Raw genomic sequence first — 16207 nt, forward strand, 5'->3', positions numbered from 1 at the left:
AAATTTTACCACTAAAGGAGAATTTGCCTTGCACGAGATAGAACAAGCGATGCCTGAGGCATCGATGCGCACCTGGATCGAGCAGCTGACCGCCATTCCGATGGTCTGCGGCTTTGAGCGTGCGCAGTCCGAGCGCGTGCGCGAGCTGTTCGCACCGCTGTGCGACGAGATCGAGGTCGACCGCTTTGGCAACGTCATCGGCCGCATTCGCTCGGGAAAACCGGACGCAAAGACCGTCCTGCTGGATGCGCACCTCGACCAGATCGGCTTTGTTGTCACCGAGACGCTCGATCATGGATTTTTGAGATTTCAGTCGGTCGGCGGTGTCGACCCGCGTATGCTACTGGGTGCAGAGGTCACGATCGGCGCACCGGAGGGGAAACTGTACGGTATTGTTGCCTGCAAGCCGCCGCATCTGCTGGCGGCCAACGAGTCGGACAAGGCCGTTCCGATTCACGAGATGGTTATCGATACCGGTTTGCTGGACGCAAAGTCCAGAATTCCGGTCGGCACGCCCATCTGGTTCCCGGCAGACAAGGCGCACATGCCCAAGCTGTCCAAGGATTCCATCACCGGTCCCAGCCTGGACGACCGCGCAGGTGCGGCTGCCATCGCATACGCCCTGCAAAAGCTGCGCAAGGTCGACCTGTCGGTCGATGTTGCTGTGCTGCTGTCGGTGCAGGAGGAAGTCACCTCGCTGGGTGCAACGCTCGGCACCTTCCACATTCGACCGGATTACGCCATTGCGGTCGATGTCAGCCACGCCAAGACCCCGGACGCATCCGATCAGTTTGAGTACGGCGGCGGTGTGATGATCGGTATGGGCCCGAACATGAACCGCGCCCTGACCCGTGCGCTCATCCGTACGGCCAAGGCTGAAGATATGGATTATCAGATCGAGGTCATGGAGGGTAATACGGGCACGAACGCCTGGGAGATGCAGATTATCGGCACGGGTACGGCGCAGGCTATCCTGTCCATCCCGCTGCGCTATATGCACACGCCCATCGAGACCATCAAGCTGTCCGATGCTGAGTCGGTCGGTGATTTGATGTACCACTTTTTACGCCAGTTTGACGGGGAGGTGCGCCTGTAATGGAGCGGGAATATGAAGAGCTTTTGACATTGACGCGCACCCTGTGTGCAAAATTCGGCCCGTCGGGCTGGGAAGACGAGGTGCGCGAGTATATTCTGCAAGCGGCGATGCCTTATGCTGACCGCATTGAGACCGACCCGATGGGCAACCTCATGGTGTTCCGCAAGGGACGCAATCTGACTGAGCAGCCGATCATGCTGTGCGCACACATGGACGAGGTCGGTGTGATCGTCAAGTCGTTCACCGAGGACGGTATGGTCAAGTTTGGCTTTGTCGGCGGTGTCGACCCGCGTGTGGTCATCGGACGACGCATCCAGTTCCACACCGAGGAGGGCGACACGGTCGAGGGCATTATCGGCATCAAGGCCGTGCATCTGACCACGGCCAGCGAGCGCCAGCACGCACCCAAAACCCGTGATTTGTATATCGATATCGGCTGCACGAGTAAGAAACAGGCCGAGGCCAAGCTGTCGCTGGGCGATTGCGGCATGTTTGCGCCTGAGATCGTGTCATTTGGCGACGGTATGCTCAAGGCCAAGGCGCTCGATGACCGTCTGGGCTGCGCGGTTCTGCTGCTGCTCATGCGCGAACAGCCTGCGGTCGATACCTGGTTCTGCTTCCACGTGCAGGAGGAAGTCGGCCTGCGCGGTGCAGCTACGACTGCATTTGCCATCCAGCCGGCGTTCTGCCTGGTGGTCGAGGGCACGACAGCGGCTGATCTGGCCGATGTACCGCCGCACAAGCAGGTCTGCGCACTGCGCAAGGGTGCGGTGCTGCCGTTTATGGATCGCGGCACGATCTACGACGCAGAGCTGTTTGAAATGATGCGCGATGCCTGTGAGGCACGCGGTATCGCATGGCAGACCAAGCACATGGTCGCAGGCGGCACGGATGCCGGACGCATCCATAAGAGCGTGCAGGGTGTGCGCACCGTGGGCGTGGCGGCACCGCTGCGCTATATTCATTCGCCCTCGTCGGTTGCAGCAGAGAGCGATATCATCGCGGTCTACCGCGCAGCAAAGGCATTTTTAGAGGAAATCGGAGGAGACCAGGATGTCTAAGGTTTTTGAATATTTTAAGCAGGTCGGCGGCGCGTTCGGCCCGTCCGGACGGGAAGACGATGTGCGCGAGGTCATCGGCGCGATGGCGGGCGATTTGTGCGACGATATCCAGACCGACGCACTGGGCAATCTGATCTGCCGCAAGAAGGGCACTGCGGAAGACAAGAAGAAGATCATGTTTGCCGCGCACATGGACTCGATCGGCGTGGTTGCGACGTTCATCGACGAGAAGGGTTTTATCCGCTTTTCGCAGGTCGGAGGTCTGTCGTGGTCGGATCTGATCAACATTCAGATTCGTTTTGCAAACGGCACGCGCGGTGTGATCTCGTTCGAGGAGAAGACCCCGTGGAGAGAGATGACCCAGGGCAATCTGTTTATTGATATCGGTGCGAAGGATAAGGAAGACGCCGAGCGTATGGTGCGCGTGGGTGATTTTGCCGTCTTTGAGGCGCAGCCCTTCACCCAGAACGGCGTGCTGTGCGGCCCGTATCTGGACAACCGCATTGGCTGCGTAACGCTGCTTCTGGCAATGGAGCAGCTGCCCGAGACCGTGCCGAACGACGTGTATTTTGTCTTTACCGCACAGGAAGAAGTCGGCCTGCGTGGCGCAGGCCCGGCAGCCTACGCGATTCAGCCTGATCTTGCAATCGCAGTCGATGTGACCGACACCGGTGATCTGCCCGAGCAGAAATATCCGATGGCGTGCGAGATGGGCAAGGGCCCGGCAGTCAAGATCATGGACTCGTCGGTTATTTGCAGTCCGGAGGTTGTCAAGCTGCTGGACGATACCGCAAAGGCACTGGATATTCCGACCCAGCATGAGATCTTGAAGTTTGGCGGTACTGATACCGCGATGCTGCAAAAGACCCGTATGGGTGCGCTGGCTGGTGCGGTATCCATTCCGACCCGTTATATCCATTCGCCGAGTGAGATGTGCAGCGAAGCTGATGTGGAGAACGCAGCCAAGCTGCTCGCCGCAGTCGCCTCTAAATAAAGTTTTCGCCGGCCTTTTTCAAAAGGCCGCGGGTTCTCAGGGCAGAGCCCTGAGTCGCCCGTCGCAACGGGCGAAATCCCCTTTTGATTCCGGTCAATGACCGGAATCAACCAAAACAAAAATAAAAGCGCATCCCGCAGGATGCGCAAACTCTCAGGAAAGACCAACCGAAGGGTTGGTCTTTCTTTTTTGTATGTTTGAATTGAAACCCGGGACGGACACCGGGTTTCAAAAGGGGAGTTTCGCCATCTGCGGATGGCGACTTGAGGCTCTGCCTCAAGACTCCGCAAGCCTTTTGAAAAAGGCTTGACCGAAAACTTCATTTTGCCCACTCGTTTCATTCGCGCTCGGCGCGAGAATAAAGATAGTGACCTACGGGCTTTGGGCGGGAATCCGTTACGAATTCTGCGCTGCAAGATACATGTCCATCATCTGCTTGGCATCTTCCGCCTGTGTTCCTGCCGATTCACAGATGAACCTTGGCGTCCAGCCGCGCTGTGCGATCAACTTTGCAAGGGGAGAAAAGTCCGGGCCGTACTGTTCATCTGCAAATGTCAGATGTCGTACTTCACCCTTGGGGCCGTATTCAATATGCGAAAAGTGGCTATGAAATACTCGGGCACGCTCGGTTCCAATGGTATTTTCCATCAAATCCAGCACCTGTGCAAACTCCTCTTCGGTCGAGCACTTGCCGCAGGTGCGGGCGTTGAGGTGACCGAAATCGATACAGGGCAGCAGACGATCGTCCAGTGCGACCAGTTCAAAAATCTCCTCAGCTGAGCCGATGACGCTCTGTTTACCCATGGTTTCCAGGCAGATGGTGGTCGTATATCCGGCCTGCTCCACAGCGTTCAGAATATCCCGTACATTTTCCTTGGTATTTTCAAACGCCTTGGTGCGGGATTGTTTGCCCACGCCGCCGGTATGCACAACAATACGGTCGGCCCCCAGCCAGGTTGCAGCCTGACAGGAAGCCAGCACATAGCCGATGTTTTTCTGCACACGCTCTTCGTCGCGGTTGGACAGATTGATATAATACGGCGCGTGCAGTGACATAGCAATGTCATGCAGGGCGGCCTGCGCCGCGATCTTGCGTGCGGTTTCCTCACCGATGTTCACGCCGCGGCCGCACTGGTACTCGTAGGCATTGAGTCCCATTTCGTGCAGCCAGCGCGGTGCGTCCACGGTGGCTTTAAACCCTGCATCGGCGAACGACTGCGCGTTGCCGGCGGGGCCGAATTTAATTTCCATGTTCATTTCTCCTTCTGGCGCGGCGAATGAAGGCACTTTCGAGCAGGTGATAGCGTGCGCCAATCCAGAAATCACCGCGGTCGATGGTCTCGACGTAACAGGTCAGAGCGCCCAGACGGTTGCCGCCCAGCGTGTCAGTATAGATCTGGTCGCCAATGACCGCGATCTGCGAGAACGGCAGACCCAAACGTGCCGCACCCTGACGGAATCCGCGTGCAAGGGGTTTGAGGGCACGGCCCTGCCACTCGACACCGATGGACTCGGCGAAAATGCGTACCCGGTTGCCGTTGTTGTTGGACAGCAGCATGGGACGGATACCGGCGGCGCGCAGGCTGTCCAGCCACTGAACGAGGTGATCGTTTCCGGTGGGCTGATGACGGGACACCAGCGTACCGTCCAGATCGATCAGACAGCCGCGGATGCCGTGTTCCAGCAAAAACGCGGGCGTGATGTCGGTCGCCGCGTCAAATACATAACGAGGGGTCAACAAATGTCTCATGGGATTTCTCCTGTCGTAAAATTCAAAACGGATGCATACAAATAGAAGCGTCAAAACAGCGACGCACAAAAAAACGGGAAGGGAAGCGATCAGGGTATGGAGCACGAGCTGGTTTTGGTATGTGCCGGAGCCGATGAACGGCCGGCGAAAGCGAGCGGATTACCGCTCTTGCACCTGTGTTTGGGACTGCGGCCAAACGGAGGATTGGAGCGCCTGACCCTGCCCGCGCGGATGGCGGGCTGTTATCTGGGCGTGTGTGACCGAGGGATGGAACGGTTTTCTCCGGCGGTCTGCGAGCAGCTCATCAGTGAGGCCGAGCGCATGGGCGCGATTGGTCTGGTGGCTGACTGCGAGCGTGAGACCGAGCCGGTGCAGGCATTTTTGTCCGCACTGGATGCACAGTGTGCAGACCGTCATCTGCCGCTTTATGTTCCGCTTGTGCAGGCAGACTGCGTACAGACCGCTCATCTGATTGCAGATACTGCGATTTCGGGCGGCAGTTTGCTCGACCGGTTTCAGGAACTCGTGCAGCGCTATCCCGGACGCATCGCAGCCGACTTGCGGCCAGTGTCCTGCGATTTCACGCTGCCGTCGCCAAACAGTGACGGCACGGTGCTGCATGCTTCCGAGCGGGAAGCCCTGCGCATGCGCACGGGTGCGCAGACATTTTTCTCGCGCGAACTGTGCGCACGTTACTTTACCTACATGGACGAGGCCGAGAACGGGCACTTTGTCCTGTTCGACGACTCGGATACCATGCGGGAAAAGTGCAGATGCCTGACCGATTTGGGCGTGCATCCGTTTTTTGCGCGCTATCCTGATGTCAAATCGCTGATCAGTCCTTGACGAGGTCAGCGGTCTTGGCGCCGACCAGAGCGATGAGGTCATCCGGGGCGCACTCAATCTGCCAGCCGATCTTACCGGCGGACACCATAATCGTGGGTAAAATTTCTGCGATCTCGTGAAAAACGGTGGGGAACTGCTTTTTCATACCGACCGGCGAACAGCCGCCGCGAACATAGCCGGTCAGACCCAGCAGTTCCTTGACGTGCACCAGTTCGATGGCCTTTTCTCCGACGGCCTTAGCCGCTTTCTTCAAATCCAGTTCGGCATTCACCGGAATATCAAACACAAAATAGCCGCCGCTTTTGCCGCGTGCAACCAGTGTTTTATAGACACATTCGGGGTCCTGTCCCAACATTTCCGCAACCGAAACACCGTCCACGGCTTCTTTGCCGTGCGGATAGCTGTGCGGCGTATAGGATATCCCGTGCTGTTCGAGAATACGCATTACATTGGTTTTTTCCATGCTGTATCATCTCCTAAAATGGTATTATATCACGATTTACGAGCTGCGAAAAGAGATGAAATCACGAAATTTTCAAGAAGAACGGCTAACAGACCGACGAATTGTGGAAAAGATGCCAGTTTTCGAGAAGTTCGGGTTTTAAAAGCGGTTTCGGGTGTGGTATAATAGAGAAAAGCGTCTTGCGTATGCTTTTTCATCAAAATGAGAGGTGAATATGGTATGAATAAGGGTTTGTCGATCGGTGTATTTATTCTGGGGCTTTTGATGACCGGACTGAGCCTGACGGTGATGATTCTCGGCGCGTGCGGCATGGGTGCGCGGGACAGAAACGAGTATTAAAGAATTTGCACGTATGATTTCGCGGAATTTGGGACAAACTAGAGGAAAATCCACCGGACGAGGAGGTTTTTCCTATGGCACATATCTACCCAAAACGCAGAGGAGACCGCGAAGAGACGACGTGCGAATACGATGATTACGGCCGCTTGGAGAGCTGCCACCGACCCGATCGCATGGACCCGACCGGGCTCGACGAGGTAGAGACCTACACTGATGTCTACAATGTACCCCATGAGCCGCCCAGACGCGCAAAGTAAGCAGGCAGCGCACTGGCTGCGTGCTGCCGCGCAGGCTGAAAGCGGTCGGGCATTGCAGGCCATCGGCTGCGCCTATGCCGATCTGCTGGCAGCACAGTGCGAAGCGGACATGCATCGCGCAGTGCGGCGACAAAAAGAGGTGAACGGCAATGGCCATTCGTGAAGCACGGTTTCGATGCACGGGCACGCCCGATTACGGGATGCTGCGCGAGCAGATATCCATGCTGCATGGTGTGACCGCCATGGCGATCGATTCGCAGAACGCGGGTGTGATCGTGGACTGGGAAGATACGCAGATTACACCGCTGCGCATTGAGCTGACGCTCAACGCAATGGGATATCAAAAGCTGTAAACAAGAAAACCGCCCAATTTGGGCGGTTTTTTTTCTGCCTTAGAGTATGATCAGTTCCTTGGGGGCAAGGGTGAGGTTGCGGTTGCCATCCTCGGTCAGGAACAGCATGTCCTCAATGCGGACACCGAACCGGCCGGGCAGATAGATTCCAGGCTCGGCGGTCAGCACAGCACCGGCGGGCAGCGGCTGTTCGCTGCGGGTGGATGCATTCGGTGCTTCGTGGATGAACAGTCCCACACCATGACCAAACCCGTGACCGAAGCAGTCACCGTATCCGGCATCGGTGATGATCTGACGGGCAGCGCCGTCCACCGCCTGACCGGTCACACCGGCGCGTGCGGTCTGGATACCGGCAAGCTGCGCGTCCAGAACGGTCTGGTAGACCCGGCGCATCTCGTCGGTGACCGAACCGACCGCAACCGTGCGAGTCATGTCCGAGCAGTAGCCGTCGTAGATGCAGCCGAAGTCCATGGTCACGAAATCACCGGATTCGATTAGCTTGTCCGATGGTACGCCGTGCGGCTTGGACGAGTTGGCACCCGACACGACAATCGGGTCGAAGGACATATTTTCCGCACCATAGTGCAGCATTAAGTAGGTCAGACGGGCAGCGATCTCGCGCTCGGACACACCGGGCTTAATCTCGGACAGGATTTCCTCAAAGGCACGTTCAGCGATGCGCTGTGCGCGGACGATCTTGTCCAGCTCGTCCTGTGTTTTCACCGTGCGCAGCGTGTTCATCAAATCACCTTGTGCGACGGCCTCGGCACACAAACTATCCGACCAGCGCAGATAGTCGGCATGGGTCAGACAATCGTCCTCCAGTGCGACCTTCTTGGCACCGTCCTCTCGAAGCAGCGTGTTGACAACGCCGGCATACGAGCGGCCGGGGCCGATCTCGCGCACTTCGGCATCGGTAATTTGTGCCTTTGCCGCTTCAATATATCGAAAATCGGTGTAGAACACTGCCTGCTTGTGCGAGACATAGAGCGCACCGGCAGTCGAGTGAAAGCCGGTCGCGTAGCGGCGATTCTTCTCGTCGGTCAAGACGATGGCGTCCAGGTTTCGTGCGGTGAGTGCCTCACGGATGGCTTGAATCTTCATGCGAGCAGCCCCTTTACCGCGTCAACAGCCAGCAAATAGCTGTTTTTGCCAAAGCCTGCGATGACACCGGCGCAGACCGGGCCGATGACCGACACATGGCGGAACTCTTCGCGAGCGTGGACGTTGGACAGATGTACCTCGACGACCGGCAGACGAACAGCGGCAATCGCGTCGCGGATAGCGATGGAATAGTGGGTGTAAGCACCGGCGTTTAAGATGATGGCGTCGCAGTCCTCGCGTGCTGCGTGGATGCGGTCAATGATGGCACCCTCGGAGTTGGACTGGAAGACCACGCACTCCATTCCATTTTTCTGGCACTTGTCGACGACTTCGGCGTTGATCGAAGCCATGGAATCACGGCCATAAATACCCGGTTCGCGCTCACCGAGCAGGTTGAGGTTGGGGCCGTGGATCAGCAGAATTTTTTTCATTGCGGTTCCCTCCGTTTGCGTTGAGATAGAATGACTTTATTATAGCATGGACAAAGCGGCAAAGCAAAAGCGCTGCCTCAGGCGAGCAGGAGGCTCATGGCGGCGATGACAGCGGGCAGGGTGAACAGAGATAAGATGGTGGTCAGCGCCACAACCTTGGTCGAATAGAGGTAGTCCGAGCCGTACATCTGGGCGAACATCGCCGAGGCGATGGCGGTCGGTGCCGAGGTGCCGACCAGAAGAGTCAGCTTCGCCGTGTTGTCGAGCGGCATGAAGTAGAGAAGCGCCATGGTCAGTGCCGGGATGATCAGCAGACGAACCGCACCGACACGCCAGATACGCGCTTCGGTAAAGCAGGACGCGAGGTTGGTCTGTGCCAGATAGCCGCCCAGAACCAGCATAGCGAGCGGGGTGTTGAGGTTTGTGATGTGGGTCAGTGCGCTGGCGACATCGGTCGGCAGGTTGACGGGCGAGAGGAAGAGCAGCATGCCGAGGACAGCTGCGATAATACCGGGGTTGAGCAGAATGCGCATCGGAGAAAAGCGGTAATCACGGTTGACCTGCATGACGCCGTACGTCCAGAGGACGACGGCCATCACGACGATGTGTGCCGAGCCCAGAAACACGCCGGTCTCACCGAACATCGCACTTAAAAGCGGCAGCGACATAAAACCGTTGTTGGAAAAGACCGCACACATGCGGCAGTCACGATAGTTTTCCGGGTGTCCCTTGCGGTAGAGTGCGTTAGAGAGCGCAATGGATACCACGAAAACCCCACAGGCACTGAGCATGGTCAAACCGAGTGTCCCGGCAAGTGCTGGGTCAAAATCCCGGTTGAAGGAGGCCAGCACACAGCAGGGAATGACGATGGTGTTGAGCAGGGTGGACAGATGCGTGGTGGTGTGATTGTCAAAAATTCCGGTTTTGAACAGAATATAGCCGACCACCATCAGCAGGAACATAATAAGAATCTGATGCAAGACAATGATACTGTTTTCCAGTATGGACATGTTGGGAAATCCTCCTCGGAGATCAAAAATGCATTACTTTTATGATAATACGCCGGTCATCGGGTGTCAATGGGGCGCATGGAAAAGGCATATCGGGGAAGAAATGCACATAGGATAGCGCAAGGAGAGGAGGCCGGAACAGAATGTGGATCAAACGAATGCTGTGTGGATTTGTGTGCGGTGGTATGCTGCTGACGCAGGCGGCAGCTCTGGCTGAGGTAGGGGAGATTCAGTCCAAAGCGGCAGCGCTGTATGCCGCGGACGGTACCGAATTATATAGTTACCACGCCGATGAGAAATTGCAGCCCGCGTCGGTGACCAAGATTATGACCATGCTGCTCGCGATGGAGGCGGTGGACAGCGGAAAGGTCAGTCTGAGCGACATGGTGACCGGTTCGGCCTACGCGGCATCGATGGGCGGCACACAGATCTGGCTCAAGGAAGGCGAGCAGCTGACACTCGACGAGATGCTCAAGGCAATCGCGGTCGGCTCGGCCAACGACTGCGCGGTCGCGGTGGCCGAGCATCTGGCAGGCAGTGAGCAGGCATTCGTCGAGCAGATGAACGCACGCGCTAAGGAGCTGGGCTGCACGGGCACGACCTTTGTCAACGCCAACGGACTGGACACGGGAGATCAAAAGACGCTGACCACTGCACACGATCTGGCGCTCATCTCGGTGGAATTGCTGCGGCATCCGGGCATTATTGATTACACCAGTATTTGGATGGATACCATTCGCGATGGCGCATTTACACTAGCCAATACCAATAAAATGCTGCGCAAGTATGATGGTATGATCGGACTCAAGACCGGCTACATCTCGGAAGCTGGATTTTGTATCTCAGCAGCGGCCGAGCGGGATGGACTGACGCTGATTGCGGTGGTCATGGCAGCGCCTGACAAGGATACTCGCACCGCCGATGCCAGCCAGCTGCTCAACTACGGCTTTGCCAATTACGCCGCTTACACGCCCGATCTGTCGGCAGCCTGCGGTGACCTGCCGGTCGTGCTGGGCAAGGCGGACAGCGTTGGTGTGATGTGTGACGACCCCGGCAGCATGACCGTGCAGAAAGACCAGGTCAGCGGGCTGACCGTGTCCTATGACCGACCGGAATCTCTCGACGCACCGGTCACAAAGGGCGAGCAGATCGGAACAGCCAAGGTCATCGACAGCAACGGCGCTGTGGTGCGCGAGGTGGCTCTGCGGGCGGCAGAGGACGTCGAAAAGCAGAGCTTTTTGGATGTGCTCGGCGCACTGTGCCGCGCGGCGAGCTGGGGCGGATGAACAAAGGACACCAAAAAAACTTTTGCAATTTGCTAAAAAAACAGCGCGAAGCGGTTGTTTTTTTGTACAGGGTATGGTAACATAAATACAACCTCATTGGGTTCGGAACACAGGCTATCCTGTGTACGAATTTGAACTAGGCTAGGAGGAAGTTACAATGGTAAAACTCATTATGGGCGCTGCCGGCACCGGCAAGACCAAGACGATTATTGATCTGGTAAATGCTGCGGTCAAGGAAGAGAAGGGCAGCGTTGTCTGCATCGCAAAGGGCGATAAGCTCAAGTTTGATATCTCTCATGACGCTCGTCTGATTAACGTCAAGGATTACGCAATTGACAGCTACCCGACTCTGCTCGGTTTCGTTGCCGGCCTGCACGCAGGCAACTACGATATCTCTAAGGTATATGTAGATGCGCTTTACAAGATCGTTGATTCCAAGGATGCCAGCGACGCAGAGAAGTTCCTGCTCGATCTGGATGCATTCTCCGCAAAGCACAGCGTTGATTTCGTCATCGCACTGAGCGAGGAGTCCATCCCGGCTACCGACGTGATGAAGAAGTATCTCTAATTTGTGTTGCAGCCCCTGCGATAAGCGGTGCGCAGTGCAAACATTCTATTTGGATACATACGGTAAAAAAGTATCTTTTTTCATGGCATTTCCAACGAAATGCTAGCGTATGAAACTAAATTGAACCTACAAGAATTGACGTAATCTACAAGATTACGTCAATTTTTTTGTACATTTCGGATTACTTGTGAATAAATCTAGAAAACTTTTTGTGCTTTTATTCAAAAGGACTTTTGTTTTCTCGTAAAATTCGGTATAATGAATAACAGATGTGTGGGACTGAGTGTTTTGTGCATCGAAATAACTGGGAAAGGCGGTGCGGAACGCGTATGCAAAAACGGAACACGCACACGGTCTGGCGCTTTTTGGCGCTGGTCGGTCAGCTGGGGTTTGCGCTCATCACCCCGATTGTCGTTTGTACGGCTGCGGCCTATTGGCTGTCTGAACGGTTCGGACTGGGCGGGGTTCCGGTCATTCTGGGGATTTTCCTCGGATTGGGCGGCGCGGCGGTGTCCTTTCTCAAAGTAATGCGTCTGGCCCAACGGGCTGCGCGGAGACAGGAGGATGAGGATGCCTGATTATGCCATCGTTACCGATGAACTGCGTCGGCTGACCGTGCGGGTCATACCGGTCGCGCTGGTCATCTTTGGCCTGCTCGTGCTGCTTGGGCAGCCACTCGGGCAGGTTGCACTGGGTGTTCTGGCCGGTACCCTGTTTGCGCTCTGGAATTTTTACCTCATGGGGCGCAGCGCCGTGCGTGCAGCTTGCCAGACCAACCCGGGACGCGCCAGTAAAATCGTGACCCGGTCATACGCGATGCGCTATGTCCTGACCGCTTTGTTTCTCTTGGCGGTCATCTGGACTGGCCGCATCAGCGTACCTGCGGCGGTTTTGCCGCTGTTTTCTCCGAAAATCACCTTGATGATTTCACATTATTGGAAGAAAGGAGGAAAACCATAAGTGAATGCGGAAATCACTGGCGCTCGAGTCTATTGGGAATCCGACTTCACGCTTCCGCTGTTCGGGCATATTTCCATCACCGAAACCATGGTCAATGCCTGGGTGGTCATGCTGATCATCCTGGGACTGTGTCTGTTCTTCACCCACAATCTGCAAAAGATTCCGAAGGGAAAACAGGCGCTGATCGAAAAGGCCATTGAGATGGTGGACGGACTGATCGAGCAGAACATGGGCAAGGGCTGCCAGAGCTACGCGCCGTATATCGTGACGCTGCTACTCTCTTCGGTTCTGGGGTCGCTCGTCTCGCTGATCGGCCTGCGCTCGGTTACAGCAGACCTCAATACCACGCTCGGCTGGGCAATCATGACATTCTGCATGATTATCTACGCGAACATTCGGTATAAGGGCCTGGGCGGATATCTCAAGGGATTCCTGGAACCCATTCCGGTCATGCTGCCGCTCAACATTCTGAGCGAAATCGCGACCCCGGTTTCCATGAGCTTCCGTCACTTCGGCAACATCGCCGGCGGTATGGTCATCACGACCCTGCTGATGGGTGCGCTCAGCGCACTGTCCACTGCCCTGCATCTGCCGATCCCGCTTTTACAGATTGGTATTCCGGGCGTTCTGTCCCTGTACTTCGATCTGTTCTCGGGATGCATTCAGGCGTTTATCTTCAGTATGCTGACCATGGCTTACGTCGGCTCGGCGCGTGAAGCATAGGCAGATCAACACATTCGCATGTATGCGGGATGATTCCCGCGCAACAAAAGAAAATTATTTTTCGTAGGAGGAAAGAAATTTATGGATCCGAAAGCATTTGTAGCAGGTATGTCCGCTCTGGGTGCTGGCATGGCAATGATCGCAGGTCTTGGCCCTGGTATTGGTGAGGGTTACGTTGCAGGTCAGGCATGTTCTGCAATCGCTCGTCAGCCCGAGGCACAGTCCGACGTTACCCGTACGATGATTATGGGTATCGCAATGGCCGAGTCCACCGGTATTTACGCACTGGTTATCGCGCTGATCCTGATCTTCGCAAACCCGCTCGTCAGCAAGTTTGACTAAGATCGTCAGCAGCAACTTCCATCACGGAAGGAGGAAAACCAGTGGAAGTATTGACAAGGGCATTTGTTGACCTGAACCTGTGGTCGCTGTTTGTCACCATCTGCAATACGCTCATTACGTTCCTGATCGTCAAGCACTTCCTGTTTAAGCCGCTGCGCAAGATGCTCGCAGCACGCGAGCAGGAGGTACGGGATCTGTATGCACACGCAGAGACCGATCGCCGCGAGGCCGAGGCTATGAAGCGCGACTACACGGTATCGATCTCCAATGCCAAGCAGGAAGCGGCTGACATCGTTTCCAATGCGCAGAAGCGCGCGGAGCGCCATGCCGAGCAGATCCTTGAGCAGGCAAACCGTGAGGCTGCTGTCGCAAAGCAGCGTGCAGAGGAGAGCATTGAGCTCGAGCGCAAGAAGGCGATGAACCAGATGAAGGATGAAATCGCAGACCTGTCCGTTATGATCGCCTCCAAGGTGGTCGAGCGCGAGGTTAAGGCGGACGATCACAAGCGTCTGATCGAGGATTTCATCGATAAGGTAGGGTGAGCGCGTGGCAACGGTTGTCAGTGAGCGCTATGCGCTGTCCCTCTATGAGGTGGCGAAGGCGGAGAATATCGCCCCCGAGATGTATGAGGCCCTGCAAACGGTCTCCGATCTCTTTGTAACCTATCCCGATTATCTCAAGGTGCTGACCACGCCGTCGATCGGTCTGCCGGACAAGCAGAAAACCGTTCGCACGGTGTTTGAAGGCCGTGTGCATCCGTATCTGCTCAATTTCCTGCTGCTTCTGACCGAGAAGCGCCGCATTGGGCTGATTCACGAGATGGCAGAAGCCTATCGGGATCTCTACTATCTGGAAGCCGGCATTTGTGCGGTGACCGCTGTCACGGCGATTCCGCTCGATGAGGCACAGATGGAAAAACTCAAAAATAAGATGGCCGGCGTGACCGGAAAGCAGATCGTCCTGAAAAATCAGGTCGATCCGAGCGTTCTGGGTGGTGTGCTCGTGCGCGTCGAGAACAAGCAGATCGACGACACGATCAAAAACCGCCTGAACGAGCTGACCACACGTCTGGGTCAAATAATTGCGTAAGGAAGAAGGTGACTTCATGGATTTACGCCCTGATGAAATCAGTACAATAATCAAACAGCAGATTACCAGCTACCAGTCGCAGATCAAGCTGCAGAACGTCGGTACGGTCGTATCGGTTGGTGACGGTATCTGCCATATCCACGGTCTGGAAGACTGTATGGCAGGCGAGATGCTGGAGTTCGAGGGCGGCGTATACGGTATGGCGCAGAACCTGGAGGAAGACCTTGTCGGTGCCGTACTGCTCGGCTCTGACCAGGATATCCGTGAGGGCGATACCGTCAAGCGTACCGGTCGTATCGTTGACGTACCGGTTGGCGAGAGCATGCTCGGCCGCGTCGTAGACGCACTGGGCGCGCCCATCGACGGCAAGGGCCCGATCTCGGCGGAAGAACACCGTCCGATTGAGTGCCCCGCTCCCGGCATCATCGAGCGTACGCCGGTTAACGTACCGCTTCAGACCGGTATCAAGGCAATCGACTCCATGATCCCGATCGGCCGCGGACAGCGCGAGCTGATCATCGGTGACCGCCAGACCGGTAAGACCGCGATTGGCCTGGACACCATCATTAACCAGAAGGGAACCGGCGTTATCTGTATCTATGTTGCGATCGGACAGAAGCGTTCGACCGTTGCACAGGTCGCAGAGACCCTGGCCGCAAACGGCGCGATGGATTATACCATCATCGTCGCTGCAACCGCGTCCGAGTCCGCGCCGCTCCAGTATATCGCACCCTATGCGGGCTGCTCGATCGGTGAATACTTCATGCACAAGGGTCGTGACGTTCTGGTCATTTACGACGATCTGTCCAAGCATGCAGTCGCTTATCGTGCACTCTCGCTGCTGCTCCATCGTCCGCCCGGACGTGAGGCATATCCCGGCGATGTATTCTATCTGCACTCTCGTCTGCTCGAGCGCGCAGCAAACCTCAAGGATGGCGGTTCTCTGACCGCTCTGCCCATTATCGAGACCCAGGCGGGCGACGTTTCGGCTTATATCCCGACCAACGTCATCTCGATCACCGATGGTCAGATCTTCCTCGAGACCGAGCTGTTTAACATGGGTGTCCGTCCGGCGGTTAACCCCGGTATCTCAGTATCCCGTGTTGGTGGTAACGCACAGATCAAGGCGATGAAGAAGGTATCTGGTACGCTCAAGCTGGCGTATTCGCAGTACCGTGAGCTGCAGGCGTTCTCGCAGTTCGGTTCCGATCTGGACGCCGACACCAAGGCGCGTCTGGCACAGGGCGAACGCATCGTCGAAGTGCTCAAGCAGCCGCAGAACAGCCCGGTACCGGTTGAGAAGCAGGTTGTTATCATCTTTGCCGTTGTTAACAAGTACCTCATCGATGTACCGGTTGAGCTGATTGCCGAGTTCGAGCGCGAACTGTTCGCGTATATGGACGGCAACCACGGCGATATTCTGGATTCCATCCGGGAGACCAAGACCATCGACGGCGTCAAGGACACCCTCCCGAAGGCCATCGAGGCATTTAAGACGAAGTTCCTCAGCGAGCACTGATAAAGGAGGCGTTCTT

22 protein-coding genes are annotated in these 16207 nt (G+C 56.2%); 16 read left to right on the plus strand and 6 right to left on the minus strand.

Features of this window, described 5'->3' with window-relative positions; all coding sequences use genetic code 11:
- Positions 1 to 28 precede the first annotated feature (28 nt).
- The 3 genes from B5F17_RS01425 to B5F17_RS01435 are packed head-to-tail and all read left to right on the plus strand — an operon-like array spanning position 29 to position 3151.
- Entirely contained in the window at positions 29 to 1096 is a 1068-nt protein-coding gene (locus tag B5F17_RS01425; protein ID WP_143287646.1) for a zinc-binding metallopeptidase family protein, read from the plus strand.
- Positions 1096 to 2157, plus strand: a complete 1062-nt coding sequence (locus tag B5F17_RS01430; protein ID WP_087370042.1) for a M42 family metallopeptidase — start codon at positions 1096 to 1098, stop codon at positions 2155 to 2157. Before B5F17_RS01425 ends, B5F17_RS01430 begins: the two co-directional genes overlap by 1 nt.
- The gene (locus B5F17_RS01435) at positions 2150 to 3151 is read left to right on the plus strand and encodes a M42 family metallopeptidase (protein ID WP_087370045.1); all 1002 of its coding nucleotides are present in this window, start codon (positions 2150 to 2152) and stop codon (positions 3149 to 3151) included. The genes B5F17_RS01430 and B5F17_RS01435 overlap by 8 nt, the downstream gene beginning before the upstream one ends.
- 396 nt (positions 3152 to 3547) lie before the next feature.
- On the opposite strand, the gene B5F17_RS01440 is transcribed toward B5F17_RS01435, so the two are convergent.
- Positions 3548 to 4402, minus strand: a complete 855-nt coding sequence (locus B5F17_RS01440; RefSeq protein WP_087370047.1) for a TIM barrel protein — start codon at positions 4400 to 4402, stop codon at positions 3548 to 3550.
- Complete coding sequence (locus tag B5F17_RS01445; protein ID WP_016148109.1) at positions 4392 to 4901, minus strand: YqeG family HAD IIIA-type phosphatase; 510 nt, start codon at positions 4899 to 4901, stop codon at positions 4392 to 4394. Before B5F17_RS01445 ends, B5F17_RS01440 begins: the two co-directional genes overlap by 11 nt.
- 96 nt (positions 4902 to 4997) lie before the next feature.
- On the opposite strand from B5F17_RS01445, the gene B5F17_RS01450 reads away from it, so the two are divergent.
- On the plus strand, positions 4998 to 5747 hold the full coding sequence (locus tag B5F17_RS01450) for a hypothetical protein (protein ID WP_087370050.1): 750 nt from the start codon (positions 4998 to 5000) through the stop codon (positions 5745 to 5747).
- On the opposite strand, the gene ybaK is transcribed toward B5F17_RS01450, so the two are convergent.
- Positions 5737 to 6210, minus strand: a complete 474-nt coding sequence (ybaK, locus tag B5F17_RS01455) for a Cys-tRNA(Pro) deacylase (RefSeq protein WP_016148107.1) — start codon at positions 6208 to 6210, stop codon at positions 5737 to 5739. The two genes, B5F17_RS01450 and ybaK, sit on opposite strands and share 11 nt — an antisense overlap.
- Before the next feature lie 413 nt (positions 6211 to 6623).
- On the opposite strand from ybaK, the gene B5F17_RS01460 reads away from it, so the two are divergent.
- Genes B5F17_RS01460 through B5F17_RS01470 form a run of 3 tightly spaced genes read left to right on the plus strand, consistent with a single transcriptional unit; the run spans position 6624 to position 7159 of the window.
- The gene (locus B5F17_RS01460; RefSeq protein ID WP_087370052.1) at positions 6624 to 6806 is read left to right on the plus strand and encodes a hypothetical protein; all 183 of its coding nucleotides are present in this window, start codon (positions 6624 to 6626) and stop codon (positions 6804 to 6806) included.
- Positions 6763 to 6969, plus strand: coding sequence for a hypothetical protein (locus B5F17_RS01465; protein ID WP_143287647.1), 207 nt, complete (start codon positions 6763 to 6765; stop codon positions 6967 to 6969). Before B5F17_RS01460 ends, B5F17_RS01465 begins: the two co-directional genes overlap by 44 nt.
- The gene (locus B5F17_RS01470; RefSeq protein ID WP_087370056.1) at positions 6956 to 7159 is read left to right on the plus strand and encodes a hypothetical protein; all 204 of its coding nucleotides are present in this window, start codon (positions 6956 to 6958) and stop codon (positions 7157 to 7159) included. Before B5F17_RS01465 ends, B5F17_RS01470 begins: the two co-directional genes overlap by 14 nt.
- A gap of 39 nt (positions 7160 to 7198) precedes the next feature.
- Here B5F17_RS01470 and B5F17_RS01475 read toward each other — a convergent pair whose 3' ends face one another.
- The 3 genes from B5F17_RS01475 to B5F17_RS01485 form a co-directional block, all read right to left on the minus strand.
- Positions 7199 to 8263 (minus strand): aminopeptidase P family protein, encoded by a 1065-nt coding sequence (locus tag B5F17_RS01475; RefSeq protein WP_087370058.1) that lies wholly within the window; start codon positions 8261 to 8263, stop codon positions 7199 to 7201.
- A complete protein-coding gene (gene aroQ, locus B5F17_RS01480; RefSeq protein ID WP_087370060.1) occupies positions 8260 to 8694 on the minus strand; it encodes a type II 3-dehydroquinate dehydratase in 435 nt (144 codons plus the stop codon). Before aroQ ends, B5F17_RS01475 begins: the two co-directional genes overlap by 4 nt.
- 77 nt (positions 8695 to 8771) lie before the next feature.
- The gene (locus B5F17_RS01485; RefSeq protein ID WP_087370062.1) at positions 8772 to 9704 is read right to left on the minus strand and encodes an AEC family transporter; all 933 of its coding nucleotides are present in this window, start codon (positions 9702 to 9704) and stop codon (positions 8772 to 8774) included.
- A 143-nt stretch (positions 9705 to 9847) separates the two neighbouring features.
- Here B5F17_RS01485 and B5F17_RS01490 point away from each other — a divergent pair, with 143 nt between their 5' ends.
- The 9 genes from B5F17_RS01490 to atpA all read left to right on the plus strand — a co-directional run bounded on the left by B5F17_RS01490 (position 9848) and on the right by atpA (position 16191).
- Positions 9848 to 10990, plus strand: coding sequence for a D-alanyl-D-alanine carboxypeptidase family protein (locus B5F17_RS01490; RefSeq protein ID WP_162608042.1), 1143 nt, complete (start codon positions 9848 to 9850; stop codon positions 10988 to 10990).
- A 157-nt stretch (positions 10991 to 11147) separates the two neighbouring features.
- Complete coding sequence (locus B5F17_RS01495; RefSeq protein ID WP_016148099.1) at positions 11148 to 11558, plus strand: hypothetical protein; 411 nt, start codon at positions 11148 to 11150, stop codon at positions 11556 to 11558.
- A gap of 329 nt (positions 11559 to 11887) precedes the next feature.
- Positions 11888 to 12136, plus strand: a complete 249-nt coding sequence (locus B5F17_RS01500; protein ID WP_016148098.1) for an AtpZ/AtpI family protein — start codon at positions 11888 to 11890, stop codon at positions 12134 to 12136.
- The gene (locus B5F17_RS01505) at positions 12129 to 12518 is read left to right on the plus strand and encodes an ATP synthase subunit I (RefSeq protein WP_162608043.1); all 390 of its coding nucleotides are present in this window, start codon (positions 12129 to 12131) and stop codon (positions 12516 to 12518) included. The genes B5F17_RS01500 and B5F17_RS01505 overlap by 8 nt, the downstream gene beginning before the upstream one ends.
- Positions 12519 to 13241: a F0F1 ATP synthase subunit A gene (gene atpB / locus B5F17_RS01510; RefSeq protein ID WP_016148096.1), complete on the plus strand. Its 723-nt coding sequence runs from the start codon at positions 12519 to 12521 to the stop codon at positions 13239 to 13241.
- Positions 13242 to 13322: 81 nt separating this feature from the next.
- Complete coding sequence (gene atpE / locus B5F17_RS01515) at positions 13323 to 13583, plus strand: ATP synthase F0 subunit C (protein ID WP_016148095.1); 261 nt, start codon at positions 13323 to 13325, stop codon at positions 13581 to 13583.
- 41 nt (positions 13584 to 13624) lie between these two features.
- Positions 13625 to 14125, plus strand: coding sequence for a F0F1 ATP synthase subunit B (gene atpF / locus B5F17_RS01520; RefSeq protein ID WP_162608044.1), 501 nt, complete (start codon positions 13625 to 13627; stop codon positions 14123 to 14125).
- A 4-nt stretch (positions 14126 to 14129) separates the two neighbouring features.
- Complete coding sequence (gene atpH, locus B5F17_RS01525) at positions 14130 to 14672, plus strand: ATP synthase F1 subunit delta (RefSeq protein ID WP_087370069.1); 543 nt, start codon at positions 14130 to 14132, stop codon at positions 14670 to 14672.
- A gap of 16 nt (positions 14673 to 14688) precedes the next feature.
- The gene (gene atpA, locus B5F17_RS01530) at positions 14689 to 16191 is read left to right on the plus strand and encodes a F0F1 ATP synthase subunit alpha (protein ID WP_016148092.1); all 1503 of its coding nucleotides are present in this window, start codon (positions 14689 to 14691) and stop codon (positions 16189 to 16191) included.
- The last annotated feature ends 16 nt before the right edge of the window (positions 16192 to 16207 follow it).

This window comes from Butyricicoccus pullicaecorum, from assembly GCF_002160355.1.
Classification (GTDB): Bacteria; Bacillota; Clostridia; order Oscillospirales; family Butyricicoccaceae; genus Butyricicoccus; species Butyricicoccus pullicaecorum.

What these genes read in the sequence shown, in the direction of transcription:
- B5F17_RS01430 (WP_087370042.1), top strand. Translation starts at nt 1,096, where the DNA reads ATGGAGCGGGAATATGAAGAGCTTTTGACATTGACGCGCACCCTGTGT.
- B5F17_RS01435 (WP_087370045.1), top strand. Translation starts at nt 2,150, where the DNA reads ATGTCTAAGGTTTTTGAATATTTTAAGCAGGTCGGCGGCGCGTTCGGC.
- B5F17_RS01440 (WP_087370047.1), bottom strand. Translation starts at nt 4,402, where the DNA reads ATGGAAATTAAATTCGGCCCCGCCGGCAACGCGCAGTCGTTCGCCGAT.
- B5F17_RS01445 (WP_016148109.1), bottom strand. Translation starts at nt 4,901, where the DNA reads ATGAGACATTTGTTGACCCCTCGTTATGTATTTGACGCGGCGACCGAC.
- B5F17_RS01450 (WP_087370050.1), top strand. Translation starts at nt 4,998, where the DNA reads ATGGAGCACGAGCTGGTTTTGGTATGTGCCGGAGCCGATGAACGGCCG.
- ybaK (WP_016148107.1), bottom strand. Translation starts at nt 6,210, where the DNA reads ATGGAAAAAACCAATGTAATGCGTATTCTCGAACAGCACGGGATATCC.
- B5F17_RS01460 (WP_087370052.1), top strand. Translation starts at nt 6,624, where the DNA reads ATGGCACATATCTACCCAAAACGCAGAGGAGACCGCGAAGAGACGACG.
- B5F17_RS01465 (WP_143287647.1), top strand. Translation starts at nt 6,763, where the DNA reads ATGTCTACAATGTACCCCATGAGCCGCCCAGACGCGCAAAGTAAGCAG.
- B5F17_RS01470 (WP_087370056.1), top strand. Translation starts at nt 6,956, where the DNA reads ATGGCCATTCGTGAAGCACGGTTTCGATGCACGGGCACGCCCGATTAC.
- B5F17_RS01475 (WP_087370058.1), bottom strand. Translation starts at nt 8,263, where the DNA reads ATGAAGATTCAAGCCATCCGTGAGGCACTCACCGCACGAAACCTGGAC.
- aroQ (WP_087370060.1), bottom strand. Translation starts at nt 8,694, where the DNA reads ATGAAAAAAATTCTGCTGATCCACGGCCCCAACCTCAACCTGCTCGGT.
- B5F17_RS01485 (WP_087370062.1), bottom strand. Translation starts at nt 9,704, where the DNA reads ATGTCCATACTGGAAAACAGTATCATTGTCTTGCATCAGATTCTTATT.
- B5F17_RS01490 (WP_162608042.1), top strand. Translation starts at nt 9,848, where the DNA reads ATGTGGATCAAACGAATGCTGTGTGGATTTGTGTGCGGTGGTATGCTG.
- B5F17_RS01495 (WP_016148099.1), top strand. Translation starts at nt 11,148, where the DNA reads ATGGTAAAACTCATTATGGGCGCTGCCGGCACCGGCAAGACCAAGACG.
- B5F17_RS01500 (WP_016148098.1), top strand. Translation starts at nt 11,888, where the DNA reads ATGCAAAAACGGAACACGCACACGGTCTGGCGCTTTTTGGCGCTGGTC.
- B5F17_RS01505 (WP_162608043.1), top strand. Translation starts at nt 12,129, where the DNA reads ATGCCTGATTATGCCATCGTTACCGATGAACTGCGTCGGCTGACCGTG.
- atpE (WP_016148095.1), top strand. Translation starts at nt 13,323, where the DNA reads ATGGATCCGAAAGCATTTGTAGCAGGTATGTCCGCTCTGGGTGCTGGC.
- atpA (WP_016148092.1), top strand. Translation starts at nt 14,689, where the DNA reads ATGGATTTACGCCCTGATGAAATCAGTACAATAATCAAACAGCAGATT.